Consider the following 26,170-nt stretch of genomic DNA (forward strand, 5'->3'; position numbering starts at 1 on the left):
CTACATCAGCTCCTCGGTGCCAAAACGGCGGATATAGATGGTGACCAGGATCAGGATCGAGATCATAAGGATGAAGCTCAACGCCGAAGCGCCGGGGTAATCGATGACCTTGAAGAACCGCGAGTCGATCACCTGCCCGATCATCGTGGTATCCCGGTTGTTGCCCAGCAGCGCCGAGTTCACGTAGTCGCCGGCGGCCGGGATGAAGGTCAGCAGGGTGCCGGCAAAAATGCCCGGGGCGCTCATCGGCAGCGTCACCTTGGCAAAGGAGGTCATCGGGCTGGCGTAGAGGTCCCCCGAGGCTTCCAGCAGCCGGGTGTCCAGCCGCCCCAGGTTCGCGTAGATCGGCAGCACCATGAAGGGCAGGAAGTTATAGGTCAGGCCGGCGACCACCGCGAAAGGCGTGGCAGTCAAGTGCCCGTCGGCCGGCAGGATCGCGATGAACTTCAGCGCCTGGGCGACAAAGCCCTCATCGGCCAGGATCTGCTTCCATGCCTGGGTGCGCAGGATGAAGCTGGAGAAGAACGGTGCGATCAGCAGCACCAGCAAGATGCCCTGCAGCAGCGTGCGCTCACGCAGCCGCACCGCCACCAGGTAGGCCATCGGGAAGCCGATCAGCAGCGCGAGCACGGTGGCGATCAGTGCGAACCAGAAGGAACGCAGCAGCTCGGGCCAGTAGGCAGAAAGCACCGTGGCGTAGTTGCCCAGTTCGAAGCCGGGCACGAATTCGCCGATCTCCGCTCCGGGCGGCTTGACGTACAAGCTCATCGCCAGCAGGATGACCACGGGCAGCGCGAAGAACAGCGCGAGCACCAGCAGGCCCGGTGAAATCAGGTAGATGCCGGTGCGGTTCTTGCGTTTCTCCGCGCGCACCTCGTCCTTGCTGCGCAGATCGACGCTCATGATTCGACTCCCGCGTTCACGCTTTCATCCCCGGCCAGCCCGAAGGAGTGCTCGGCATCCCAGGCCAGGTACACGGTATCCCCCTCCTGCGCAGGCTGCTGCCCGCGGTTCTGCGAGAAGGTGCCGATCAGCCCGATCTGCTCCACCTCAACTAGGTATTCGGTGGTGGTGCCGGTGAAGGACACGTCGATGACCTTGCCCGTCAGCTGGTTCTCCCCGGCCGCGGCGACCCGGTCGATGGTGATCTTCTCGGGGCGGACCCCGACCACCACCTCCCCGGATTTCTGCACCGCGCGCTCGGCCGGAAGCAGGATCGTACGCCCGGAGACATCCACGCTGAGCAGGCCGCCGGATTCGCCGGTGACCGTGCCGCGCATCAGGTTCGATTTGCCCAGGAAGTTGGCCACAAAAGCGGTGCGCGGCAGTTCATACAGTTCGCGCGGCGGGCCCATTTGCTCGATCCGCCCGCCATTCATGACCGCGACCACGTCGGCCATGGTCATCGCCTCTTCCTGGTCGTGGGTGACGTGGATGAAGGTCAGGCCCACCTCGGTCTGGATCTTCTTCAGTTCCAGCTGCATCTGCCGGCGCAGCTTCATGTCCAGTGCGCCCAGCGGCTCATCAAGCAGGAGCACCTGCGGGCGGTTGACCAGCGCGCGGGCCAGGGCCACGCGCTGCTGCTGGCCGCCGGAGAGCTGGGCTGGCTTGCGGTTGGCCAGATGCGCGAGCTCCACCAGTTCCAGCCCGGCCTTGGCCTTGGCCATCGCCTGCTTGTCTTTTTTGCGCTTGAGCCCGAAGGCCACGTTCTCCAGCACCGACATGTGCGGGAACAGCGCGTAGGACTGGAAGACCGTGTTGACCGGGCGGCGGTGGCTCGGCAGCGCGGTCACATCCTGTCCGCCGATCGAAATGCTGCCTTCGCTGGGCGCTTCCAGGCCCGCGATCATGCGCAAGGTGGTGGACTTGCCGCAGCCGGACGGGCCGAGCAGCGCAAAGAATGTTCCGGAGGGAACCAGCAGATCCAGATCCTCGACCGCGGTGAAGCTGGCGAACCGCTTCGAAATGCCCGACAGATAGAGATCAGCACCTGCGGTCACGGTATCCTCAGTTCGTTCTGCCAATGTAGTCATACCCCTATCACTTCCTGAAAATTCGCTCTGGCCTCTGGCCTAGGCGCCGATCGCATCTTGGAACTGCGAGCTGAGCGTGGCTTCCTCATCCGCATCCAGCGAGCGGAAGACGTGCGCGTTGGCCAGATCGTCGTCGGTCGGGAAGATCAGCGGGTTCTCCACCAGCTCCGGGTCGATCTTCTCCATTTCCTCCTTGGCGCCGACCACCGGGCAGATGTAGTTCACGTAGGCGGCGACCTCGGCGGCCACGGCCGGATCGTAGTAGAAATCCATCAGCTTCTCGGCGTTGGTCTTGCGCGGGGAGGCTACCGGAACCATCAGGTTGTCGCTCCACAGGGTGCCGCCGGCCTCGGGGATCACGAATTCCCACTGGTCGTCGTTTTCGAAGTTCATCTGCACCAGGTCGCCTGACCACACGATGCCGGCGATCGCGTCTCCGGAAATGAAGTCCTGCTTGTACGAGTTGCCCTTGACCTGGCGGATCTGGCCGTTGTCAATGTTCTGGCGCAGCACGTCCGCGGCCGCGCCGAATTCCGACTCGCCCCACTTCCCTGCCAGGTCCACGCCGTTTTGCAGCATGAGCAGGCCCATGGTGTCGCGCATTTCGTCGAGCACGGTCACGCGGCCCTTCAACGCCGGATCCCAGAGATCCTCCACGCTCTTCAGGCCCTTCGGGAAGGCCTTCTTGTTCCAGGCGATGCCCGCGTAGCCGGTCTGCCAGGTCAGCGAGTGCTTGCGTCCTGGATCGAAGTCGACATTCTGCAGGCTTGGCAGCAGGTTGGCCGAGTTCGGGATGTTATCCAGGTTCAGCTCCTGGGTGTAGCCCTGGCGGATCAAGCGCCCGGCCATCCAGTCGGTGAGGGTAATGATGTCCTGGCCAATGTCCTGGCCGGACTTCAACTGGCCCTGCACCTTGCCGTAGTAGGAGTCGTTGCCGTCGATGTCTTCTGCGTAGTTGACCTTGATGCCGCTCTGCTTGGTGAATGCATCCAGGGTCGGGTAGGTCTTCTTCTTGTCGTCGTAGTCCAGGTACAGGGTCCAGTTAGCCCAGTTCAGGGTGGGATCGGACTCGGAAACGTCGGTCACCGATACCTCGGACTTGGTGCCGCTGGAGCCGCCGGTGCCGCAGGCTGCCAGCAGTCCGGTCAATCCCAGGGCTCCGGCGGTGGACAGCACAGATCGGCGGGAGAAGCTTCGTTGGCCCATGGCTTGGACCAGGGCGCGAATTTGTGGATCTTGCGGTAGTCGTCGTTGCGAGTGCGACATGGCATCCGTCCTTACATCTGCGAAATGTGAGCTGGCACATACGGAAAGTGATGTCGTTCATCCTGTCAGCTATACAAAAGCCAAACAAGATCTAAACAAAAGATTCCTCAGATATTTAACGAATCGGAAACGAGAAACTTACAAAAATACCCCTTTCACAACTGAATCAGTGGCTGTAGGGTCAGTTCAAAGCCCAAAGACCTAGGAGGTCGATATGACGTTACCCTCGCACTCAGCACAGGCCATCGACGAAATTTCCAAGGAGATCATCGAGCAGCTGCAGGAAGACGGGCGCCGTTCCTATGCCGCCATCGGCAAAGCAGTAGGACTGAGTGAAGCAGCCGTACGCCAACGTGTGCAAAAGCTGGTCGAGAGTCGCGTTATGCAAATCGTCGCAGTCACCAACCCATTGGAGCTGGGGTTCACCCGCCAGGCAATGATCAGCATCGTCGCCAACGAAGACATCAGCGGCACCGCCGATCGCATCGCCGAACTGCCCGAAGTGGATTACTGCCTGGTCACCACCGGTTCAGCCGACATCCTCGCGGAGGTCATCTGCTCAAGCGATGAAGACCTGCTGCGCGTGATCGGGGCGATCCGCGGGATCGACGGAGTGCTCAGCACCAATACCTTCACCTACCTTTCACTGAAAAAACAGGAATACAACTGGGGAACACGATGAACACACCACGTGGTACCGATCGCCAGCAGGCCGCTCGCGATCACCTTTGGATGCACATGGCCCGGCACTCCGGGATCTCTCAAGGCGCGCAGGTTCCGATCATTTCGCGCGGCGAAGGGCACAAGATCTACGACGACGCCGGTCGCGAGTACTTCGACGGGCTGGCCGGCCTGTTTGTGGTCAACGCCGGGCACGGGCGCGCCGAACTGGCCGAGGCCATGGCGAAGCAGGCCGAGAAGCTGGCATTCATGCCACTCTGGTCCTACGCCCACGAACCAGCTATCGACCTGGCCGAGCGCCTGGCCAGCTACGCGCCGGGCGATTTGAACCGGGTCTTCTTCACCACCGGCGGCGGTGAAGCGGTGGAGTCGGCCTTCAAGCTGGCGAAGCAGCACTTCAAGATGAAGGGCAAGCCGGGCAAGACCAAGGTCATCTCCCGCGCGCTGGCCTACCACGGCACCCCGCAGGGCGCCCTGGCCATCACCTCGCTGCCTGATATGAAGACCCCGTTCGAGCCGCTGGTGCCAGGCACCTTCCGCGTGCCGAACACCAACTTCTACCGGGCGCCGGAAATGTTCGCGGAGAACGAGAAGGACTTCGGGCTCTGGGCCGCCGAACGCATCCGCGAGGCCATCGAATTCGAAGGCCCCGATACCGTGGCCGCCGTCTTCCTGGAGCCGGTGCAGAACTCCGGCGGCTGCTTCCCGCCTCCCCCGGGCTACTTCGATCGGGTGCGGGAAATCTGCGACGAATACGACGTGCTGCTGGTCTCTGACGAGACCATCTGCGCCTTCGGCCGCATCGGCTCGATGTTCGCCTGCAACGACTTCGGCTACGTGCCCGATATCATCACCTCCGCCAAGGCGCTGACCAGCGGCTATGTCCCGCTGGGCGTAATGGTCGTCTCCGACAAGCTGTTCGAGCCCTTCACCAAGGGCGATAACACCTTCTACCACGGCTACACTTTCGGCGGCCACCCGGTCGCCGCCGCGGTGGCGATGGCGAACCTCGATATCTTCGAACGCGAGGGCCTGAACGATAACGTGAAAAACAACGCCGATGCCTTCAAGGCGACGCTGGGCAAGCTGAGGGACCTGGACATCGTTGGCGATGTGCGTGGGGCCGGCTACTTCTACGGGATCGAACTGGTCAAGGACAAGGCCACCAAACAGACTTTCAACGACGAAGAATCCGAGCGGCTGCTGCGCGGCTACCTCTCCCCTGCCCTGTGGGAGGCCGGATTGTATTGCCGTGCGGATGATCGCGGAGACCCGGTCATCCAGCTGGCGCCGCCGATCACCATCGGGCAACCCGAGTTCGACCAGATCGAGTCGATCCTGCGAACGGTGCTGAAAGAGGCAGCCAACAAGATCTAGTGCTTATGGCCCGCGGGTGCAACCTGCGGGCCATAAATCTGCAAGTCAGCGTCATATGAAGCACCCTATCTTCACGCTTTGTCGCTCAATTGGTGCTTTGTGTCATAGGCCACTAGTCTGTGGTCTAGGACGATGTAGATCGCCTTTGGAAGATGGCAGGAAGCTCATGACTTTGGAACCGACCAGGATCAGGCTCGCGCGGGAACGCGCGGCTTTGAGCCGGTCTGCCCTGGCCGCGTCACTGGGCATCTGCGAGCGGGAACTGGCCCAGGCGCCGGAGCGGCTGGACAATGATCTGGCCGACGCGCTCGGCTGCACCCCGCGCTTCTTCCACCTGCCTGCCGCCAATGGCATCGATACCGAACGCATCTTCTTCCGCAGTCCCCGGCGAACCAGCACCGCGCAGAAGCGGGCCGCTGCCGCCGTCGGCCGCACCGGCGTGGAGCTCTACCGCCTGATCACCCAGAACTTCGCTTTGCCAGCCACCGGGGTGCCGGATCTGTCCGGCTATTCGCCGGTGGATGCGGCCGTGCAATTACGCCTGGATTGGGGCCTGGGCTGCGGGGCGCTGCCCGATGTGCTGCACCTGCTCGAGTCCCACGGGGTCCGGGTGCTCAGCCTGCCGCCGGAACTCGATGCGGTGAAGACCTTCAGCTTCTGGGAAGACTCCCAGGCCTATATCTTCCTGGCCTCCGGGTCCGCGAAGGCCCGCCGTTTTGCCCTCGCCCACGAACTCGGGCACCTGCTGCTGCATTCGTCGCTGGGCGCAGGCAGCGAACAGGTAGCGGCCGCGGAATTGGAAGCCGATCAATTTGCCGCGCAGCTGCTGCTGCCGGCCTTGTCTTTGCAGATGCGGATTTCCGATTCCCTGCAGATCCCGCAGCTGCTCACGCTCGAAGAGCATTTCGGTGTGCCGGCCGCGGTGATCCTGGCCCATAGCCGGGCCAGCGGGTTGCTGGGCGAAAAGACCTACTGCTGGCTCTCCCAGGAGATCGCGCTCGAAGCCCCGGCTCCGGTGCAGCCGGTGACCTCCCGCGTCTTCTCACTGGTCTTCCCTTCGCTGCAGCTGGAGCATCGGGCCAGCACCTCGGTGATCGCCCGCGAGCTGGGGTTGCGCGAGGAGCACATCCATGAGCTGACGTTCGGGCAGGCCTTTGTCGTACTGGCCGGGCAGAACGAGCAGGAGCCCGGCGAAATCCATCGCGGGCACCTGCGCGCCTTGTAGCCGATGCCCTCAGGGCTCGACGATTTCGACATCAAGCCGCCCCGCACGCCATTGCGCGGTCATCCGCTGCGCCAGATCCTCGGCGGCCAAGGCCTCTTCGGGCGTCATGAAATAGGTGTTGATCCGCAATTGCTGATCCGGGTCCAGATCCGGCGGTAGCAAGACCATGGGTCGGCATCCCGGGATCTTCACCGCATGGAAAAGCCCGCAGTGGCGTTCAACGTGATGGACCGGGCAGCACAGGGACGCCGAATGGATGTCGGTGCATCCGCCCTTCTCCCACGCGTCAAGATGGTCCAGTTCGCAGCGTTCCACGGGCATGGCGCAGCCCGGGTAGGCGCACCCGCGGTAGGCGGCGCGGATCGCCCGGCCCTGCGCCTTGGTGAATAGGCGCTGGGTTCGGCCCAGGTCAAGTGGCAGGGATCGGCCGTTGAGGATGACCGGATAGATTCCGGCGTTGCACATGGCGGCGCGCAGTTCGCCCGGCGAGAAGCCCAGGCCCGAGGAGCTGGCGGCATAGCGCGGCGCGCCGCTGAGCATTTTCTCGTAGTCCAGAATGATGCTCACTTGGGCGGTGGCCAGGCCAGCGCGGTTGGAATCCGCTCCGTTATTCGCGCGGTGGTCTTTGAGCAGCAGTGCCATCAGGCCGATCAGCCGGCGCCGTTCGGGTTTCAGGTCTTCCCATGCTGGTGCTGGTTCGGCGGCAGTACCGGCGGCATCGGGTTCAGTGTCGGGTTCCGTGTCGGGCTCTGCGCCAGGATCAGGCGGGTCGGTGCCGTCCTCGCGGGCCCAGTCGGGCTTGGTGGCTTCATCGTCCCAGCCCTCGCCCGGATCGCCGGTGAATTCAGCCTCGGCTTCCTGCAGCCCCTGGCGATCCCCGGCCTGCGTGGCCGGGTTGCCGGTGCTGGCAAAGTGGGCCTCGATCGCCGCGGCTTGGGAAGGAAGAACGCGCAGGATGTATTCGATCAGCCCGCGGCGCGTGCCCCGGCGGAACAGGCCAACCTCGTCCAGCAGCGCTTTGAGCGGGCGTTTGCCGGCTTTGACTTGGGCGACCATGCTGGCGATGTGCTTGCGCGCGGATTTCGGTTCGCTGTGGATCAGCTTGCGGGCGTCGGATTGCAGTTGCTGCTTTTGTTCGGCACCGCCCGCGCCCTCCGGCAGGTCCTTGCGGGTGGAATGCAGCTTCAGCGCGGTGGCGGCGATAAGGCGCGGATCGAAGGCGGAATCGGCGAAGTCCTGAGCCAGATCTTCGAGCCAGGGCTCGGTAGGGTGGCCGGACTCGTCCACCCCGCCGATCAGGCAGTCGGCCTGGATGAGCCGGTCGTGGGCGGTGTTGCGCGGGATATCCAGCCAGTCCTGCATGAAGGAACGGGCGGAGCGGAAGGCGGTGCGCCCTGCGGTGGTCTGGCCTTCGGCGGCGGCGAGATTGTCCATGGTGGGATCGGCGGCAGCCTGGGCGACAGCGTGCAGGGAGGGCTGGTCGAGCTTGTGGGCGCCGGTGCGGCGCAGGGCATGGGCGGCCTCGATCTGCGCGCGGGAATGCCCGGCACCCAGCGATTCGAGCAGCAGGCCGAAGCAGACGGCGTGGCCGGCGGAGAGCTCCGGGTCGCGGAGCGCAGCAGTAGCCGCGGCGAGAAGTTCGCTCGCGGCGGCCAGATCGGCCAAGGCTTGGGCGGTTGCTGTGCTCATGGACCCAGCGTGCACGGTGGTGCGCAGGGTGGCGGGGCGCCGGGATCGAACTGTGGATAACACTAGCCGTGCATGCGGTACCAGAGCAGCGCAACCTGCAGGCTGGCGCGGGATTCGGCGGAGTCCAGCACCACTCCCAGCTTGGCTTCGAGCTTGGCCAGCCGGGCGTACAGGGTGGGGCGCGAAAGGTAGCCGGCCTTGGCCAGCGCGGACTTGTTGCCGCTGTGTGCGAGGTAGAGTTCGAGCAGGTCAAGGGATGCTTCATCGACGGGGTTGAGCAGCGAGGCGAGCTCCGCGTGGGCGAAGGCGCGCATCCGGGCGTCGCTGCCCATCGCCGAGAGCACCCCGCGCAGGCGCAGGTCGGCAAAGCGGTAATAGGGCCGGGCGCGGGTGGGCAGATTCGGGACGATCTCCGCGACCTGCGCGGCCTGTTCCAGCCCGGTGATCGCGGCACCCAGGGGCCCTTCGGGGCCCACGCCGATGGCAACCGGCGCGGTGAGCTGTTCGGCCAGGCGCCGGGTGAAGCCCTGCAAGGTGGCGTCCACCAGTTCGCGGGCGCGCACCGGCAGCAGCAGCGAGAGGTAGCCGGGTTTGAGCAGGCCGGCGAGGATGCCCAGGTGCAACGAGTCGGCGAGCTGATCGAGCTCCTCCAGAAGCGCGCGGTCGGCCAGCTGGGTTTCGGTGGCGCTGGCGGCGGCGGAGGTGGAGATGACCACCGGGACATAGTAGGGCGCCGGGGCCAGGCCCAGGGCCTGGGTGCGGATGGCGAGCTCTTTTTCGCTGTAGCTGTGCCCGGCGGCCAGTTCGTGCAGGGTGGCGGTGCGGGTCTGGTAGAGCAGTTCGCGTTCGTCGCGCCCGGAGAGCCGGGCGATGGTCAGCGCCTGGCCTGCGCGTTCGAGGATCAGCGCGGCCCGGTCATCGTCCGCCAACTCGGCCGGGACGATCAGCCGGCCCCAACGCCGGCGGGCGGCTCCCACCGGGGTCTGCAGCCAGTTCTCCGCCCCGGTGGCACGTCCGGTGTGCTCCAAATAGCCGACAAATTTGGAGCGGTTGATCCAGTTTTCCAGGTGCGCGTCGGCGTGGGCGAGCACGCGGTGGCGGACATCTTCGAGCACCACCGGGGCGGACAATAATCCGGCGGTCCGCGCGACGATATGGGCTTCGTCGGCTTCGGTCAGCGAGAGCTCGGTGTAGATTTCGTGCACGGTGCGCGAGAATTGCACGGCTTCAAGCTGCTGGGCCACCAGCAGCTGGTGGATGACCTCGGTGATCGCCACAAAGCGGGTGCGCCGGCGCAGCACGATCACCGGCAGGCCCAGGTCTTGGACCTCGGGCACGCTGCCGGTGGTGTCCTCGATGATCACCCCGGAGGCGCCGGCGGTGCGCAGGGCGGTGATGAACCCGGGGACATCGTGCACATTGCGCAGGGTGGTCAGCACCAGTTCCCGGCCCAGCAGCAGCTCGGTGTTCTCGCTGGATTCGGTCACGTGCACCCAGCGCAGTTCGGCCTCAAGCCCTTCGGCGCAGAGCACCTGCGGGTCGCCGGCCTGCACCACGGGCAGCTGGAGCACCTCATTTACCGTCAGCATTTTTACACTCCGTCATCGATCTTGCTTAAATCATGACATAGTGCCGGTGTTCCAGGTCACCGCAATGGCCCATGATGAAGGAAAGCCCGATGAAGGACCGTGAAAGGAACACCCGCGATGAGCACCACGCTGACCGACACCCTGCAGCACTGGATCAACAACGCCGCCTACTCGGCTGATGAGCGCACCGGCAAGATCTACAACCCCGCCACCGGTGAAGTCGCCCGCACCGTGCAGCTGGCCTCCAAGGCCACCACCGAGCTGGCCATCGCCGCCGCCGCCGAAGCCTTCCCGAAGTGGCGCGACACCTCGCTGGCCCGCCGCACCGCCATCATGTTCAACTTCCGCCAGCTGCTGGCCGAACGCAAGGGCGAGTTGGCAGCCATCATCACCGCGGAGCACGGCAAGGTGCTCGACGATGCGCTGGGCGAAGTCGCCCGCGGCCTGGAAGTCGTGGAACTGTGCTGCAACGCCCCCTACCTGCTCAAAGGCGAATACTCGCAGAACGCCTCCACCGGCGTAGACGTGCAGTCGCTGCGCCAGCCGGTCGGCGTCTCCGCGATCATCTCGCCGTTCAACTTCCCAGCCATGGTGCCACTGTGGTTCTTCCCGGTGGCCATCGCCTCCGGCAACGCGGTGGTGCTCAAGCCATCGGAGAAGGACCCGACCGCAGCGATCTGGCTCGCCCAGCTCTTCGCCGAAGCCGGGCTGCCAGAAGGCGTGCTGAATGTGGTGCACGGCGACAAGGAATCGGTGGACACCCTGCTGACCGATCCGCGCGTCAGCTCGGTCTCCTTCGTGGGATCCACCCCGATCGCCCAATACGTGTACTCCACCGGCACCGCCCACGGCAAGCGCGTCCAGGCCTTCGGCGGAGCGAAGAACCACATGCTGGTGCTCCCGGATGCCGACCTGGATCTGGCTGCCGACATGGCCGTGAACGCCGGGTTCGGCGCGGCCGGCGAGCGCTGCATGGCGATCTCCGTGGTGGTCGCGCTGGAATCGATCGCCGATGAGCTGGTGGCCAAGATCGCCGAGCGCGCCAAGACGCTGCGCGTGGGCGATGGCACCCGCGGCTGCGATATGGGCCCGCTGATCACCGGCGAGCACAAGGCCAAGGTCGCCGGCTACATTGATGCCGGCATCGCCGCCGGAGCCGATCTGGTGGTTGATGGCCGCACCGGCACCGTGGACGCCGAGGGCGAAGGCTTCTTCCTGCATCCGACCCTCTTCGACAAGGTCGGCACCGACATGTCCATCTACACCGATGAGATCTTCGGCCCGGTGCTTTCGGTGGTCCGCGTCAAATCCTTCAACGAGGGCATCGAGATGATCAACGCGTCGCCGTACGGCAATGGCACCGCGATCTTCACCAACGACGGCGGCGCTGCCCGCCGCTTCGAGGACGAGATCCAGGTGGGCATGGTCGGCGTCAACGTGCCGATCCCGGTGCCAGTGGGCTACCACTCCTTCGGCGGCTGGAAGGCCTCGCTGTTCGGCGACCAGCACGCCTACGGCCCGGAGGGCTTCAAGTTCTTCACCCGCAACAAGGTGGTCACCAAGCGCTGGCTGGATCCCAGCCACGGTGGCATCAATCTCGGCTTCCCGCAGAACGACTAGGAGCATCATGAGCGAGCAGTTGACCGAAGAAATCACCGGCGAGCAGATCGCCGCCGGCAAGCGCGCCTACGAGCTGGATCGGGAACATGTGTTCCATTCCTGGCAGGCGCAGGGGCCCTTCACCCCGATGACCATCCTGAAGACCGAGGGATCCTATGTGTGGGACGGCGAGGGCAACAAGCTCATTGACCTCTCCAGCCAGCTGGTGAACACCAATATCGGCCACCAGCATCCCAAGGTCATCGCCGCCATCCAGGAGCAGGCCGGCAAGATCGCCACGATCGCCCCGCAGCATGTGAACGAGGCACGCTCCGAGGCGGCGCGGCTGGTCGCCAAGCACACCCCGGGCGAGTTGAACAAGATCTTCTTCACCAATGGCGGCGCGGATGCGGTGGAGCATGCGGTGCGCATGGCCCGGGTGCACACCGGCAAGCACAAGGTGCTATCGGCCTACCGTTCCTACCATGGCGGCACCCACCTGGCGGTGAATATCACCGGTGATCCGCGGCGCTTCGCTTCGGATCATGCCAGCGACGGGGTCGTGCATTTCTTCCCCGCCTACCCGTACCGCTCCTACTTCAACTCCACCACGCCAGAAGAGGAGACCCAGCGGGCGCTGAAGCACCTGGAAGATACGATCCTGCTGGAAGGCCCCGGCACCATCGCCGCGATCATCTTGGAATCCATTCCGGGTACCGCCGGGATCTACCTGCCGCCTCCCGGATACCTCCAGGGTGTTCGCGAGCTGACCAAGAAGCACGGCATCGTATACATCGCCGACGAGGTGATGGCCGGTTTCGGGCGCAGCGGTGAATGGTTCGCGGTGAACCACTTTGATGTGGTGCCGGATCTGATGACCTTTGCCAAGGGCGTGAACTCCGGTTATGTGCCACTGGGCGGCGTGGCCATCAGCCCGGAGATCTTCGAGACCTTCCGCGAGAACGCATACCCTGGCGGGCTGACCTACTCGGGCCATCCGCTGGCCTGTGCCGCTACGGTCGCCACCATCACCGCGATGGAGGATGAGGGCATGGTGGAGAATGCCAAGCGCCTCGGCGAGGAAATCATCGGCCCGCGTCTGGCACAGTTCGCCGCTGACCATCCATCGGTGGGCGAGGTGCGCGGCACCGGGGTGTTCTGGGCGATCGAGCTGGTGAAGAACCGGGAAACCCGTGAGCCGCTGGCCGCCTATGGTGGCAGCAGCCCTCAGATGAACCAGGTGATCGGCGCGGCGAAGAAGGCTGGCCTGCTGCCGTTCGCCAACTTCAACCGGCTGCACGTGGTTCCGGCGATGAATATCGAGGACGAGGTGCTCATCGAAGCGTTGGATCGCCTCGAGCAGGCGCTGATCGTGGCAGATAGCTTCGTCGAATAACAACCATGCTGGCAGGGTGGCGCAAGCCATCCTGCCAGTTTTCTTTTTTGCGGGAGGACAATGATGACTTCACCAACCAGCGAACAGCTGCTGGCCGCCCACCCACGGGCTTCAACAGATCCGGATGATCGGGCCCGGGCCAGCGTGGATCGTTCGGGGTTCATCCCGCAAAGCTTTGCCGACGGCGTGGTTTTCGCGCAGGACATCGATGATGTAGTGCTCACGATGAAGCTGGCTTCCGAACATGGAGTGAAAATCGTCCCGCGCGGGGCCGGTACCGGGCTGGCCGCAGGTTCCTGCGCGCAGGCTGGCGAGGTGGTGCTGGATTTGTCGGCAATGAACCAGATCCTCTCGCTGGACCCGGTGCAAGGCATCGCGGTGGTCCAGCCCGGAGTCATCAATGCGGCCGTCAACCATGCTGCCGGCGAGCACGGGCTGTTCTACGCGCCGGATCCGGCCAGCACCGCCATCTGTTCCATCGGCGGCAATATCGCCACCAATGCCGGTGGCATGTGGTGCGCCAAGTACGGGGTGACCCGCGAATCGGTGCTCAGCCTGCTGGTGGTCCTGCCTGATGGTCAATTGCTGCGCACCGGGCGGCGCACCATCAAGGGCGTGGCCGGATACGACATGAATGCGCTGATGATCGGTTCCGAGGGGACCTTGGGCATCGTCGTCGAGGCCACGCTCAGGTTGCGGCCCAAGCCAAAACACACCGCAACCCTTGTCTCCTATTTTCCGGATGAGGCCGCCGCGGCATCGGCTGCTTCGGCTGTGATCGCGGCCGGGCTGACCCCTTCGGTGCTGGAGCTGATGGATGGCAAAACCCTGAGCGCCGTGGATTCGGCGCTGGGCACCGACCACCACAGCCGAGGCGGGGCACTGCTGCTGGCTCAAACCGATGGCTACGGCGCCCACTTGGAGATGCAGGCTTTACAGGATGCCATAGAACCGCTGGCCGCACACAGCGAACTGGCCCAAGATCCGCAGCATGCCGAGGCCCTGGTCGAAGCACGACGCCAGGCGATCCCGAGCATGGAAAAGCTCGGCACTGTCTCCATCTGCGATATCGGTGTGCCACGCAATCGGCTGGCCGAAGCCATAGCGGGATTGCAACGGATCGAAGCTGAACGCGGTGTTTCGATTTTTATCATCGCGCACGCCGCCGATGGGAACCTGCACCCCATCATCGTCGTGCCCGAGGGGCAGTCCATTACTACCGGCAGCCCCAAGGCCGCCTTGGCCGATATGTTCTATCTGGCCAAGGAGCTTGGCGGAACGTTGACCGGAGAACACGGTATCGGCCTGCTCAAGCAGGATTGGTTGCCGGAGGAAGTTGGCGAAACCTCTTTGCAACTGCAGCGTCGGCTCCGTGCGGTGTTTGACCCACAGGGCATCTTGAACCCCGGAAAAGCGATCTAGCCTATCCATGCAGTACTGGCTTGGGTAGGGTAAGTACATGGATGGGTTTCTGAAAGTGGATTTTGGTACTCCCCTCATGTTGCTGGGCGTCGCAGTCATCTTTTTCCTGCTCTGCATCCCCATGCTCATCCATGGGCTGATCCGCCGGCGGAAGTTTTCGACCCTGAGGGATGGCGAACAAACATATTCCTTGCGCTCGTCCATCCGAACCGAGCTGATCATGTCTGCCCTGGCTGCGGTGTTGCTGGTGGTCTGTCTGGTTGCCGGGTCCGGCGGCTACGGCCGGGCCATGGATAATCTGCAGGCCAATATCGAACGCGAGTTCTCCCCTACCGAGTTGGACATCCACTTCTGGACTGGCTCCTCGGCGGTGGCGAACATTTCGCTGCCCGATGGCTCAAGCTATGAACCGGCCACCATTTCGCTGGAGGATGGCTATCGGCCGGTGATCAATGAAGCGTCGCGTAATGATCAGCTTCCAGTGAACCCGGACACCAGTAGTTAGCTCAGTTATGAAATACTGATCAACAGAGTATTTACTGCCGTTAGCTTGTGGGAGGACAACAATAATGATGGGAAATGGTGCGCCAGTTGGCGATCCGTTCCAGCCGCATCTGGAATGGGGTCTGAAGGCCTCGTTCGTGGGTTATATTTCTTCCCTCGCTGATGGACGCATTGAAGCGAGCAATGGTGTTTGGCAGGCGGGCAACTCGCTGGTCTTCCCGGCATCCCCGGCTGCTGATGTTCCCGATAACGAGGTCTGGTTCAATGGCCAGGTTTCATTCTCCGGGCACGGCGGCATGATGAAGCTCGACCTGATCGAACCGCGCGTGGAAAACCACGATGAGACCATCACGCTGACCATTGGTACCGCCACTGGCCGTGTTGCCATCGCCGAGCTAACCGAAACTGCCGTCTCGCGGGCCTTCGGCTTGGTCAAGACCCGCTTCTCGGCGGTGCTCACCGAATCCGGTTCGCAGTTGTTCAACGGACAGTACCCGGCAGGCCAGCAGCTCGAAGACCTTGAAGTAGTTCTTCGCGGCTAGCCAGCTCCCGCTGTTGCAGCCGGCAGCATGGAAGCTTGCACGTATATGAGAGGAATGATTCGCGCATGAACCCGCTGATACCTAACGCGTTCGAAATCATCGTTTTCTATATCATTCCGGTGCTCTTTGTCGTGGGTCTGACCTTCACGATCATCTTCATTGCCCACGCGCGGAAGTCGACTTCCTTTGAGCTCGAATCAGATGAAGAGCACGAGGCGAACGACGAGTAGCCGTTCGAAACTTAAGTAAGTGATGCCAGCACCAAATTAATGGTGCTGGCATCACTTGTTTGATGACGGAGAAGAATCACGCCGATACGCTGCTATTGGCGCGAGAACTCCGAAGCGCGCGCCACTTGCTCATCGCTCAACGAGTGCCCGGTGTACTTCTCGAACTGGGCTGCGGCCTGCAAAGCGATGACTTCAGCACCGGTGATCACCGGCTTGCCTGCCTTCTGGGCGGCAATGACCAGCGGGGTCTGGCTTGGGAAAGCGACAACGTCGAAAACGGCTTCGGCAGCAGCGATGTGCGCGTCAGAGAATGACTGCACCTCAGCCTGCGCTCCATCCATGCCCAGAGGAGTGACGTTCACCAGGATCTGGTGGCCAGGGGCTGGATCGGAGACAACAAACTCGTAGCCATACTTCTGGGCCAGTTCTTTGCCGGCCTTCTCATTGCGGGCGAGCACGGTCAGGTTTTCAAATCCTGCATCACGGAATGCAGCGACTACGGCCTTGGCCATGCCCCCGGATCCGCGAACCAGGACGCTGTGCTCCACGTTCAATTCGTGGCGCTTGATCAACGTGGCAATGGCTTCGAAATCGGTATTGGAGGCCACGAGGTGCCCATCGGTGTTCACGATAGTGTTGACCGAGTCGATAGCGGCGGCCGAAGGTTCGATCTCATCAACCAGCTTCATCACGTCTTCCTTGAAGGGCATGGAGACCGAGCATCCGCGAATGCCCAAGGCACGAACACCGGCAATTGCTCCGGCCAGGTCCTCGGTGGAGAAGGCCTTGTAGATGAAGTTCAGCCCGAGTTCTTCATATAGGTAGTTGTGGAAGCGGGTCCCGATATTTGATGGGCGCCCCGACAGCGAGATGCACAGGGACATGTCTTTATTCAAGATGGGCACGAGTATTTCTCCAAAGCTTGTTCGCAGTTCACCACCCAATATACGTGTCCGTGTTCTCGAAATTGTTCACATGCTCGCTCGATGACATCGTGACGAGCACCCCTTTTGCTGTCTTGGCCCTTTCGATAAGCTCAGGTTCCATGAGCAAGGATTTGGAAGCAGGACCCTTCTATCACGGCACCAAAGCGGCGTTGGGCCCCGGCGATTTGTTATCCGCAGGATTTTCCTCGAACTATCGCCCCGAAGTCATCATGAACCATATCTATTTCACGGCCTTGCCAGACGGTGCGGGATTAGCCGCTGAAATTGCGGCGCTGGATGGCACGCCTCATGTTTATGAAGTGGAGCCGACGGGCGATTTCGAAGATGATCCCAATGTCACTGACAAGAAGTTCCCGGGCAATCCCACCCGGTCGTACCGCAGCGCCAGTCCGCTCAGGGTTGTCCGTGAAGTACATGATTGGAAGCGGCTTTCGGCCCAGGAGCTGCAAGGCTGGAGAGACCGCATCGCGGCCATCACCGCTAGCCCGAAAGGCGAACTCATCAATTAGGCCAAATGGGAATCGGCGGTGTCCAAGGCCCCGGACAGGGGCCGTGGACACCGCCGATTTCGTGGGCTCTTAGCCCTTGATGATCTGCGGCTGGGCCAAGGACTTCAGCCCGTCAATGCCGAATTCCAGGCCGTAGCCCGATTGCTTGGCACCGCCGAATGGAATGCGCGGATCGATGGTGCCGTGGGAGTTGATCCACACGGTCCCGGACTCGATCTGCGCGGCGACTTCCAAGGCCTTGGCCCGGTCGCTGCTCCAGACCGAAGCACCGAGGCCTACCTCCAGGGAGTTGGCGTGTTCGATGGCTTCCGCGCTGTTCTTGACCTTGATGATCGGCAACGCCGGCCCGAATTGCTCCTCGGTCACCAAACGATTATCCGCAGCGATGTCAGCGATGAGCGTGGTGGGATAGAAGTATCCCTTCGCCTGCTCATCAGGATTCGCACCGAGTAGTACCGTAGCGCCGGAGTCAACAGCGTCTGCGACCAGTTCGGCAACGATGTCGTACTGGGCCTTGTTCTGCAGCGGGCCCAAGACATTGTTTTCGTCCAGGCCGTTGCCCATCGGCATGGCCTTGGCTACCGCGGTGAGTTCGGTGCACACCTCGTCGTAGATCGCCTCGGGGACGTAGAGACGCTTCAACGCAGCGCAGGTCTGGCCGGTGTTGATGAACGCGCCCCAGAACAGGTCCTGGGCAATTGCTTTCGGGTCGGCGTCCTCCAGCACAATGCCTGCGTCGTTGCCACCCAGTTCCATGGTCAGCCGTTTGACCGTATCGGCTGAAGATCGGATGATCGCCTTGCCTGTCCGGGTGGAACCGGTGAACATGATCTTGGCGATGTCCGGATGGCTGGAAAGCTTCTCGCCGACCTCGCGTCCTCCGGCGACAACATGCAGGACATCGGCGGGCAGCACCTCATTGAGGATGTGCACCAAGGCCAGGACCGAAAGCGGAGTGTATTCGCTGGGCTTCATCACAACGCTGTTGCCCATGCGCAGGGATGGGGCCAGCTGCCAGATGGAAATCATCATTGGCCAGTTCCACGGCCCGATCGCGCCGACAACGCCCAGGGCACGATAGTGCTTGGCCGCATAGGTTTCGCCGTCGTCCACGATGACTTCGGGTTCCACTTCGTAGGCGGTGGCAGCCCGCAGCCAGGCGGCTGCACCTCCCACTTCGAATCGGGCGTTGGGCCCGTTCAGCGGTTTGCCCTGTTCACGCGAGAGCAGTTCGGCCAGGGCCTCGGCGTTGGCTTCGATATTGTCGGCTGCGGCGTTGAGCAGGCGCTTGCGTTCTTCGTGGCCGAGTTTGTCCCAGCCTGGTTGTGCTGCCTTGGCCGAAGCCACGGCCGCATCGAGGTCCCCGGCGGTTTGCTCGGCGACGCGGCCCACAAGTTCTCCGGTGGCTGGGTCGTGGATTTCGGTTCCGCCGGTTGCGGGTTGGATGGCGTCTAGCATTTCTTGGGCGTTGGCGAATGCCATGGTGCAACTCCTTTGTGCAGCGATTTATGAAACGGACAATTCTGATGCTGGTTGGGTTCCTCGCCGGCTGAGACGGACCACGACCGCGGCCAAAGATCCGAGCAATCCGGGGACGATCACGATGCCCTGAAGGACGAAGCCCAGAACGCCTGGGTCCTCTACGCCGAGCAAGATATCGAAGTTGATGATGATCTGGGCGAATACGTAGAACAATGCAATGCCCGAGACTAATGGCGCGATCACTCTGGTGATCAGCGAGTCATTCGTTGAATGCCGAGCGAAATATCCAATGACGGCGAAGGATGTCAGGGCCATGAGCAGGACCAGTCCGAAAGCAGCGGAGTTGGTCATCCACGTGAACATGGTGAACACGATGTACATGGGCTCTTGCCCGCGCGATGCCACGGCAAAGGCCACAATCACGACCAGTCCGAGCAGGGACTGGGCCGTTGATCCGGCGATGGGCGCGTGAGTTCTCCGGGAAGTGACGGCCAGGAATTTCGGCAGCGCGCCGCCGCGTCCCATGGAGTAGAAGTACCGGGCGATGACGTTGTGGAATGCCAGCAATGCCGCGAAGAGGCTGGTGATGAACAGGATGTTCGACAGGTCCACGAACCAGGTGGGAGCGTGGGCCGCGAAGAATACGAAGAGCAGATCAGGGCCGTTCTCGGCTGATGCTGCGATGACGTTGTCCGCTCCTTCCCCGACGGCGACGGCGAACGCGGAGAAGGCGTAGAAGCAGGCGATGATGATGATCGCGATCATGGTGGCGCGTCGGGCGGTACGCTGCGGGTCCTTGACCTCTTCGTTGTAGATGGTCCCGGATTCGAAGCCCATGAACGCCGCGATGGTGAATGCCACGACAGCGCCCATGCCCGGAGCCAGGGCATCGGAGAGGTTGAAAGCGGCTTCGGGTTGCGGGGTCTGAGGGGCCAGGGCAAAGGCCATGATGTTATAGACGATGACCACCAGGAATTCGGCGGCAACGATAATCCCGAGAACCTTCACGGAGAAATCCACGCGGTTCATGCCGAGGAATCCGACGGCCGCCCACGCGACCAGGGCCGTGACCCACCAGGGGATTGCCGTATCGAAGGTGGCGTTGATAAAGGATGAAGCAGCGAATCCGAACATCCCATAGATGCCGATTTGCATGAGGTTATAGCTCACCAAAGCCACCATCGCCGCGCCGACTCCCACAATGCGACCGAGCCCTTCGGCCACATATGCGTAGAAGGCTCCGGCGTTGGGAATGTGCCGGCTCATGGCGGTGTAGCCGATGCTGAAGATGAGGAGCACCGCGCCGATGAGCAGGAAGGATAGCGGTACCGAGCTCATGCCGGTCACCGCATAGTTGGTGGTGACGCCGCCGGCAACAGCGGTCAAGGGTGCGCTGGCGGCAATGATCATTACCACCAAAGCTGGCACGGTGAGCGTGCGTTGTTCCAGTGCCATTCGTTCCCCCAGAGAAATAGATGGTGCTCTCTTCAGGATCTACGCTGCGGGCGGATTCGCATTGTCATTGGGTGCAGGCTCGTTGTCCCCCTGCGCACAGCTGTGCGCCAGATCTCACTGCTCGGCGCGGTACTTGCCTGGAGTACAGCCGAATTCCTTGGAAAACATGCGGCTGAAGCCCGCCGCGTCGGAGATGCCGACTCGCGCACCAATGGCCTGGACCGAGAGTGACGAGAGCAACGGGTCGCGCAGCAATCGCGAGGCCTCGGTCAGGCGGCGATGCCGGATCAATGCCGCGACACTATGGGGCTGGTGCTCGAACAGGGCGTGGAGGCTGCGCACAGAAATGAAATGCGCCGCGGCTATTTGCGCTGGCCCCAAGTCGGCATCGCCGAGGTGGGCGTCGATATAGCTGGTGATCTTTTCGCGTTGCCGGGCTTTTGTGTCGCCGGCGCTTTCTGTTCCCAGGACTCCGCCGAGCGCGGTGGCCAGCAGGTCCACGGTGTTGCGCGCCAAGGGGTATCCCCCGTATTCGTCCCATTGCGCGAGATTGGCGCCAAGGTGTTCCATGAGCGGAGCCACGGTGCCGGAGAGCGGATGATTGCCCTTGAGAGCCAAGGCAGTGACTTGACCGACTTGCTGGGTTGAAAGCTTGAATTGTTGATGCGGAATGAGCGCAACGACGACGGTTGCCGGCTTGTCGAAGGCCAATGTGTAGGGGCGCTGGGTGTCGTAGATAGCCAGGTCCCCAGGCGATAGCACAGTTTCGCGTCCGTCCTGTATCAGCAATCCATAGCCGTCGAGCTGGTAGGAGACCTTGTAGAACTCACCGTCTCCGCTGTTGGTCAGGTCCATGGTTCGTTGCACGGCATGGGGTCGTGCGTGGATGCGCATCAGCCCGATGTCGCCCAGCATGTTGACCCCGAGGGACGCGGCGAAGTGGCCGCCGGTGACTTGTTCGCTGCGCAGCTGAACGAAGGCGTCAGAGATGAGTCTTGACCAAGCGGTAAATGAGTCGACGTGCTGGATTTGATACATGCGTTCCCTCCCCCATGATGCTTCTAAAGTGCGAGGCATCACACCTGAGGGTACGCTCGGCTGGGCGGATTGTCACTATTTTTCTGCAAGCCGAGAATAACCTTGGATCTGCTACCGCTTCAGGGCTGCGAGCAAATCCAGCTGGTATTTCAACTGCTGTTCTAGCCTCAGTGCCGTGTTGACCTCTGCATCCAGGACGCTGCTGGCTTGGGCGCCCATGAGGAAGTTGATCATGGAGTCCCGCGCCATTTGAGTGCGGGCATCGCTGCCGTCAAGGATCTGCTGCAACCATCCATCGAGCATGGTGCGCCATTGATCCATCGTCGACGCGTTGACGTCCGCGAGCTTGGAATCGCCCAGTGCGAGGTGCCAGAAGTGAACGGCGATGCGAGCTTCGTTGCGCCGGAGCTCATCAAGCGGGAGGACCTCACGGGCGAAGGCTTCGATCGCTTCCAGGCCTTGGAGGCCATTGGCCTTCTTGTAGATTCGCTGGTTCGTCGCATCGGCAACAAAATTGAATGTCGCGGCCAAGAGCGCATCACGCGTCGGGAAATAGGGCTTCAATGCCCCATTGGCGTAGCCCGCGGCGGCTGCCAAGTCACGCAGATTCAGCTTTTCAATGCCCTCCCTGGCAATGAATCGCCAGGTGACCTCTACGATCTCTCGGCGGCGCTGGTCATGATCAACGATTTTCGGCATGTCTCAAGAGTATCGATTTTTATCTATTTCGCTTCAAAGGGTTGCGCCATGGTGCACCGCTCCGTATTCTCTACACTCATAGAATAATAATTGATGTGGATCACACCATAAGGAGCCTGACTCATGACCAGCACGGCGACCACTGATTTCACCCTGCTCACCGAAGCTGAAATCGCTTTGGCCAAAGAGCTCCTGGTGGAGAATGAACTCTTCGGCGAGAACACCCGCATGGCCTACCTGGGCCTCGAAGACCCGCAACTTTCACGTCCAGGACGCTTTGTTCGCGTCATGCTCTTGGACAAGCTCACCAACTCTCCGCGAGATATCGTGTTGGACCTCAGCAATCGAAGCGTGGTGTCGGCACTGGACATCACCCCATCCAAAGTCGGCCAAATGCCGGTGCTGCTAGAGGAATTCGAGATGGTTGAGTCCATCCTGGCCGCCGATCCCCAGTGGAAAGTAGCCCTGGCCAAGCGCGGCCTCGCCCCGGAGCAGGTCCGTGTGGCCCCGCTGTCCGCTGGCGTCTACGAGGATGAATACCCGGAAGAGTCGGGACGGCGCATATTGCGCGGCTTGGCCTTCCGGCAGGACTTCGCCGAGGACTCCGCCTGGGCCCACCCGGTGGATGGGCTCGTGGTCTATATCGATACCATCGCCCAGAAAGTCGATCGCCTCCTTGATCTGCAGGTCGTTCCAGTTCCCGAAAACCACGGCAACTACACGGACCCGGAGCTCACCGGGCCGGTGCGCACCACGCAGAAGCCGATTGAAATCACCCAGCCTGAAGGAGCCAGCTTCACCGTCGATGCAGGCAACCATGTCCAGTGGGAGAAGTGGTCGCTGGATATCGGCTTTGATATGCGCGAAGGCCTGGTGCTCTACAACATCGCGTTTAATGACAAGGGCGTTGACCGCCGCATCCTGGACCGGGCATCCATCGCCGAAATGGTGGTCCCCTACGGCGACCCGTCACCGGTGCGCAGCTGGCAGAACTACTTCGACACCGGCGAATACCTGATCGGCCGACTCGCGAACTCGCTTGAACTCGGTTGCGACTGCCTGGGCGAAATCCACTACATCTCCCCCGTCGTCACCGACGCGGACGGCAATGCGCAAACCATCACCAACGGCATCTGCATGCACGAGGAAGACGCGTCCATCCTCTCCAAGCACGCCGATGACTGGTCCGGGGTCAAGTACACCCGGCGCAACCGCCGCCTGGTGATCAGCTTCTTCACCACCGTGGGCAACTACGATTACGGCTTCTACTGGTACCTTTACCTCGATGGCACCATCGAATTCGAAGCGAAGGCCACCGGCATCGTCTTCACCTCGGCCATGCTCGACGATCGCTTCGCTTCCGAAATGGCGCCGGGCTTGGGCGCTCCATTCCATCAGCACATCTTCGGGGCGCGGCTGGACTTCGCTCTGGATTCCGGGCCTAGCCGAGTCATCGAGGAAGAGGCCGTGCGCCTGCCGATCAGCAAGGACAACCCGCGCGGCAACGCCTTCACCCGCAGCCACACAGTCCTGGCCACCGAGCAGCAAGCGGTGCGTGATAACAACCTTTCCGCCGGTCGCACTTGGGTGGTCACCAACCCCGAATCCAAGAACTACCTCGGCAAGCCGGTGGGCTACAAGCTCATGTCCCAGGGACTTCCGACCTTGTTGGCCGCGGAAGGCTCCTCGATCCACCGCCGCGCCGAGTTCGCTTCCAAGGCACTCTGGGTCACGCAGCGCGATGCATCGCACCGCTACCCCACCGGCGACTTCGTGAACCAGAATCCTGGCGCCGATGGCATCGGTTCATGGATCGAAGACGACAAGAATATCGACGGCGAGCAGATCAGCCTCTGGCACACCTTTGCGCTGACCCACTTCCCGCGCACCGAAGACTGGCCGATGATGCCGGTGGATACCGTGGGCTTCACCCTTCGCCCCGAAGGATTCTTCGACCGTTCCCCGGTACTCGATGTCCCGGCACCGGCCCGGCATGGCTGCTGCTCAACCAAGGCATCTGATGGTTGCTGCGGCAATAACGCCTAGTGCTTCCCGGCGGCTGATCCCTGCACATCGCGTGCTCGGCTTGGCCGCCCTAGGATTGGCTTTCGTACACGCCCTCAGCTTGGTGGCCACGGCACATCCTTTGGGTTGGACGCTCGTTTTGCTTCTCATGGCCCTCTGGTGCGCCAAATGCGCTTGGGGCGTTTGGCACGGAGCCCCGGCGCAAAAGCTGCTGATCATGAGTGCCGTGATGGGCATGCTCCATGTCGTAATGGCTTTGGGCATGCCTTGGCTGGGCGAACATCACCACACCGCCGGCGGGCATTCAGCAGCGCACGGACTTCCCATGCTGCTCATGGCGTGTGCTGAATTCGCCTTGATGTTCTGGGCGGCGATTCTTTGTCATATTCAAAGCAAGAGATCATCCCTTTTCTCTTAGCTATTGACAGGGGAAAACCCTCAAGATTAGATAAGTAATGAATTACATTCAATTTTCGGGTCTCTTGCTGAGAAGAGGGATAAGCCTTGATCGCCGCCTGGCTCTCAACTGGCATCCTGTGTGCCCAGCTCACCGCAAAACCCCAAGGACCCATGGTTGTTCCGTTGGCTCGATAGCACTCTGACCACTTGGCTATCGACACAGGAAAACATCCATGAGCACCCAGCAGCAAATCACCTTTGACCGCCACGAAGCAGAAGTCCCTTCGGCTCTGATCGCGGAATCATTGAAGAACGCAAAGCACACCAGCTACTGGCTGGACAATGAAGATCGCCCGCAACCCCATGCCTCGCTGCACGGTTCGATCACCGCAGAACTACTGATCGTCGGCGGCGGATATACCGGTTTGTGGACAGCCTTGCAGGCCAAGGAACGCGACCCGCAACGACACGTTGTCCTCATCGAAGGCCAGCGCATCGGCTGGGCCGCGTCCGGTCGCAATGGCGGATTCTGCGAAGCATCCCTCGTCCACGGCGAGGCCAACGGGGATAACCACCTCCCCAAGGAAAATGCCTTGCTCGCCGAACTCGGCGCGCAGAACCTCGATGAATTCGAAGCCGCCGTCCTTAAGTACTCGATGGACGTCGACTTCATCCGCGAAGGCGCCCTGAGCGTCGCGACCGAAGCCCACCAAGTGGCCTGGGCTGCCGAAGAGGCCGAAGCCTCCGGGGTGGATTACCTCGATGATCATCAAGTCAAGACGGTCATCAACTCACCGGATTTCCTCGCCGGGGCCTTGGACAACAAGTCCACCGCATTGGTGCATCCCGCCAAATTGGCGTGGGAGCTTGCGCGGGTTTGCCGGGAGCTGGGCGTGGAATTCTACGAGCACACCCAGGCAGTGGAAATCTCCGATGCTGCCGGCAAGGTCAAGATCCTCACCGCCGACGGGCAGATCCTCGCGGACCGGGTCGCCTTGGCAACCAACGTGTTCCCATCCCTGCTCAAGCGCCACCGAGCGCGCATCGTCCCGGTCTACGACTACGCTCTGATGACCGAGCCCTTGACCGAGGAGCAACGCGCAGCCATCGGCTGGGACCGGATGGTCGGGCTGGCCGATATGAATAATCGCTTCCATTATTCGCGACCCACCATCGACGCCGACGGGAATTTCCGGATCCTCTACGGCGGGTACGATGCCGTGTACCATTTCGGCCGAAAAGTCCGTTCAAGCTACGACAGCAACCAAGCCACCTTCGACAAGCTGGCCGCGCACTTCTTCGGCAGCTTCCCGCAGCTAGCTGACGTGAAGTTTTCGCATGCCTGGGGCGGGGCCATCGATACCTGTTCCCGGTTCTTCTCCTTCTTCGACCTCACCCATGGCGGCAAGGTCGCCTACTGCGCCGGGTTCACCGGGCTGGGTGTCGGGGCCAGCAGATTCGGCGCGAAGGTCATGCTGGACCTGCTCTCTGGAGAGAAGACCGAGCTGACGGAACTGGAATTGGTACGCACCAAGCCCATCCCCTTCCCACCCGAGCCCGCAGCATGGCTGGGCGTCAAGATCATGACAGATCATCTGGTCAAGGCCGATCATAACGAAGGCCAACGCTCAGCCTTCTTGAAACTCATGGACAAGATCGGGATGGGGTTCGATTCCTGATGACCGGCTTCTCCTCCCAGCCCACCAGCGACGAGCTGCTGGAACTTCCGATCACCCATCATCCGATAAACACCGCGCAACGCATCGAAGGCCAGGTTCCGGCAACCACCGGCTTCCAACAGCTCAGCAACCTCGGCGAAGCTGAAATCGGCATTTGGGAAATGTCGCCCGGTGCCATGCAGGACATCGAAGCCGACGAATACTTTGCCGTGCTCCGGGGCCGCGGGCAGCTGCAGATCCTGGCCGAGGACGGCACCGTGGCCCAGGACTTCACGCTGGCTGCTGGCACGTCCCTGCGGCTGACCGCGGGAATGCGCACCCGCTGGACGGTGGCCGAAACCTTGCGCAAGATCTACTTCACCCTCTGAATTCCCGCAGGAGAAT

Annotated in this window: 24 protein-coding genes; 14 read left to right on the forward strand and 10 right to left on the reverse strand. The window is 62.1% G+C overall.

From position 1 onward, the window contains the following. From D3791_RS04190 to D3791_RS04200, 3 genes are read right to left on the reverse strand one after another with little or no spacing between them, the layout of a single operon-like run. Entirely contained in the window at positions 1-903 is a 903-nt protein-coding gene (locus tag D3791_RS04190; RefSeq protein WP_022874363.1) for an ABC transporter permease, read from the reverse strand. Beyond that, the gene (locus D3791_RS04195) at positions 900-2,033 is read right to left on the reverse strand and encodes an ABC transporter ATP-binding protein (RefSeq protein WP_061954261.1); all 1,134 of its coding nucleotides are present in this window, start codon (positions 2,031-2,033) and stop codon (positions 900-902) included. Before D3791_RS04195 ends, D3791_RS04190 begins: the two co-directional genes overlap by 4 nt. Before the next feature lie 39 nt (positions 2,034-2,072). Continuing rightward, positions 2,073-3,299, reverse strand: coding sequence for an ABC transporter substrate-binding protein (locus tag D3791_RS04200; RefSeq protein ID WP_172511359.1), 1,227 nt, complete (start codon positions 3,297-3,299; stop codon positions 2,073-2,075). A 214-nt stretch (positions 3,300-3,513) separates the two neighbouring features. Between D3791_RS04200 and D3791_RS04205 the strand changes: the two genes are divergently transcribed. The 3 genes from D3791_RS04205 to D3791_RS04215 all read left to right on the forward strand — a co-directional run bounded on the left by D3791_RS04205 (position 3,514) and on the right by D3791_RS04215 (position 6,582). Further along, positions 3,514-3,981, forward strand: coding sequence for an Lrp/AsnC family transcriptional regulator (locus D3791_RS04205; RefSeq protein ID WP_061954257.1), 468 nt, complete (start codon positions 3,514-3,516; stop codon positions 3,979-3,981). Beyond that, on the forward strand, positions 3,978-5,357 hold the full coding sequence (locus D3791_RS04210) for an aspartate aminotransferase family protein (protein WP_172511360.1): 1,380 nt from the start codon (positions 3,978-3,980) through the stop codon (positions 5,355-5,357). Before D3791_RS04205 ends, D3791_RS04210 begins: the two co-directional genes overlap by 4 nt. A gap of 166 nt (positions 5,358-5,523) precedes the next feature. After that, complete coding sequence (locus tag D3791_RS04215; RefSeq protein ID WP_172511361.1) at positions 5,524-6,582, forward strand: ImmA/IrrE family metallo-endopeptidase; 1,059 nt, start codon at positions 5,524-5,526, stop codon at positions 6,580-6,582. Between the two features lie 9 nt (positions 6,583-6,591). Here D3791_RS04215 and D3791_RS04220 read toward each other — a convergent pair whose 3' ends face one another. Then, the gene (locus tag D3791_RS04220; protein ID WP_172511362.1) at positions 6,592-8,271 is read right to left on the reverse strand and encodes an HNH endonuclease signature motif containing protein; all 1,680 of its coding nucleotides are present in this window, start codon (positions 8,269-8,271) and stop codon (positions 6,592-6,594) included. 62 nt (positions 8,272-8,333) lie between these two features. Further along, the gene (locus tag D3791_RS04225; protein WP_172511363.1) at positions 8,334-9,860 is read right to left on the reverse strand and encodes a PucR family transcriptional regulator; all 1,527 of its coding nucleotides are present in this window, start codon (positions 9,858-9,860) and stop codon (positions 8,334-8,336) included. Between the two features lie 117 nt (positions 9,861-9,977). On the opposite strand from D3791_RS04225, the gene D3791_RS04230 reads away from it, so the two are divergent. The 6 genes from D3791_RS04230 to D3791_RS04255 all read left to right on the forward strand — a co-directional run bounded on the left by D3791_RS04230 (position 9,978) and on the right by D3791_RS04255 (position 15,553). Continuing rightward, positions 9,978-11,480, forward strand: a complete 1,503-nt coding sequence (locus D3791_RS04230) for a CoA-acylating methylmalonate-semialdehyde dehydrogenase (protein WP_172511364.1) — start codon at positions 9,978-9,980, stop codon at positions 11,478-11,480. Between the two features lie 7 nt (positions 11,481-11,487). Then, positions 11,488-12,855, forward strand: a complete 1,368-nt coding sequence (locus tag D3791_RS04235; RefSeq protein ID WP_172511365.1) for an aspartate aminotransferase family protein — start codon at positions 11,488-11,490, stop codon at positions 12,853-12,855. A 60-nt stretch (positions 12,856-12,915) separates the two neighbouring features. Next, on the forward strand, positions 12,916-14,277 hold the full coding sequence (locus tag D3791_RS04240) for an FAD-binding oxidoreductase (protein ID WP_343034524.1): 1,362 nt from the start codon (positions 12,916-12,918) through the stop codon (positions 14,275-14,277). Between the two features lie 37 nt (positions 14,278-14,314). After that, positions 14,315-14,782, forward strand: a complete 468-nt coding sequence (locus D3791_RS04245) for a hypothetical protein (RefSeq protein ID WP_172511366.1) — start codon at positions 14,315-14,317, stop codon at positions 14,780-14,782. Positions 14,783-14,846: 64 nt separating this feature from the next. After that, complete coding sequence (locus tag D3791_RS04250; protein WP_022874375.1) at positions 14,847-15,323, forward strand: HtaA domain-containing protein; 477 nt, start codon at positions 14,847-14,849, stop codon at positions 15,321-15,323. Between the two features lie 65 nt (positions 15,324-15,388). Further along, positions 15,389-15,553 (forward strand): hypothetical protein, encoded by a 165-nt coding sequence (locus tag D3791_RS04255; RefSeq protein ID WP_022874376.1) that lies wholly within the window; start codon positions 15,389-15,391, stop codon positions 15,551-15,553. 92 nt (positions 15,554-15,645) lie between these two features. On the opposite strand, the gene D3791_RS04260 is transcribed toward D3791_RS04255, so the two are convergent. Beyond that, positions 15,646-16,458, reverse strand: coding sequence for a shikimate 5-dehydrogenase (locus D3791_RS04260; protein WP_172511367.1), 813 nt, complete (start codon positions 16,456-16,458; stop codon positions 15,646-15,648). Positions 16,459-16,598: 140 nt separating this feature from the next. Between D3791_RS04260 and arr the strand changes: the two genes are divergently transcribed. Next, a complete protein-coding gene (arr, locus tag D3791_RS04265; protein WP_172511368.1) occupies positions 16,599-17,009 on the forward strand; it encodes an NAD(+)--rifampin ADP-ribosyltransferase in 411 nt (136 codons plus the stop codon). A gap of 69 nt (positions 17,010-17,078) precedes the next feature. On the opposite strand, the gene D3791_RS04270 is transcribed toward arr, so the two are convergent. The 4 genes from D3791_RS04270 to D3791_RS04285 all read right to left on the reverse strand — a co-directional run bounded on the left by D3791_RS04270 (position 17,079) and on the right by D3791_RS04285 (position 21,683). Continuing rightward, positions 17,079-18,491 carry an aldehyde dehydrogenase family protein gene (locus tag D3791_RS04270; protein WP_172511369.1) on the reverse strand — a complete coding sequence of 471 codons (1,413 nt, stop codon included), beginning with the start codon at positions 18,489-18,491 and terminating at the stop codon, positions 17,079-17,081. Between the two features lie 24 nt (positions 18,492-18,515). Next, the gene (locus D3791_RS04275; RefSeq protein ID WP_172511370.1) at positions 18,516-19,946 is read right to left on the reverse strand and encodes an APC family permease; all 1,431 of its coding nucleotides are present in this window, start codon (positions 19,944-19,946) and stop codon (positions 18,516-18,518) included. Positions 19,947-20,060: 114 nt separating this feature from the next. Next, entirely contained in the window at positions 20,061-20,984 is a 924-nt protein-coding gene (locus tag D3791_RS04280; protein ID WP_172511371.1) for an AraC-like ligand-binding domain-containing protein, read from the reverse strand. 111 nt (positions 20,985-21,095) lie between these two features. Continuing rightward, positions 21,096-21,683, reverse strand: a complete 588-nt coding sequence (locus D3791_RS04285) for a TetR/AcrR family transcriptional regulator (protein ID WP_061954226.1) — start codon at positions 21,681-21,683, stop codon at positions 21,096-21,098. Positions 21,684-21,806: 123 nt separating this feature from the next. Between D3791_RS04285 and D3791_RS04290 the strand changes: the two genes are divergently transcribed. The 4 genes from D3791_RS04290 to D3791_RS04305 all read left to right on the forward strand — a co-directional run bounded on the left by D3791_RS04290 (position 21,807) and on the right by D3791_RS04305 (position 26,154). Further along, on the forward strand, positions 21,807-23,729 hold the full coding sequence (locus tag D3791_RS04290; protein ID WP_172511372.1) for a primary-amine oxidase: 1,923 nt from the start codon (positions 21,807-21,809) through the stop codon (positions 23,727-23,729). A 196-nt stretch (positions 23,730-23,925) separates the two neighbouring features. Then, positions 23,926-24,126 (forward strand): hypothetical protein, encoded by a 201-nt coding sequence (locus D3791_RS04295; RefSeq protein WP_157379051.1) that lies wholly within the window; start codon positions 23,926-23,928, stop codon positions 24,124-24,126. A gap of 214 nt (positions 24,127-24,340) precedes the next feature. Next, positions 24,341-25,786, forward strand: a complete 1,446-nt coding sequence (locus D3791_RS04300) for an NAD(P)/FAD-dependent oxidoreductase (RefSeq protein ID WP_172511373.1) — start codon at positions 24,341-24,343, stop codon at positions 25,784-25,786. After that, positions 25,786-26,154 (forward strand): cupin domain-containing protein, encoded by a 369-nt coding sequence (locus D3791_RS04305; protein ID WP_172511374.1) that lies wholly within the window; start codon positions 25,786-25,788, stop codon positions 26,152-26,154. The genes D3791_RS04300 and D3791_RS04305 overlap by 1 nt, the downstream gene beginning before the upstream one ends. The last annotated feature ends 16 nt before the right edge of the window (positions 26,155-26,170 follow it).

It is taken from the genome of Glutamicibacter mishrai, from assembly GCF_012221945.1.
Lineage (GTDB): Bacteria > Actinomycetota > Actinomycetes > Actinomycetales > Micrococcaceae > Glutamicibacter > Glutamicibacter mishrai.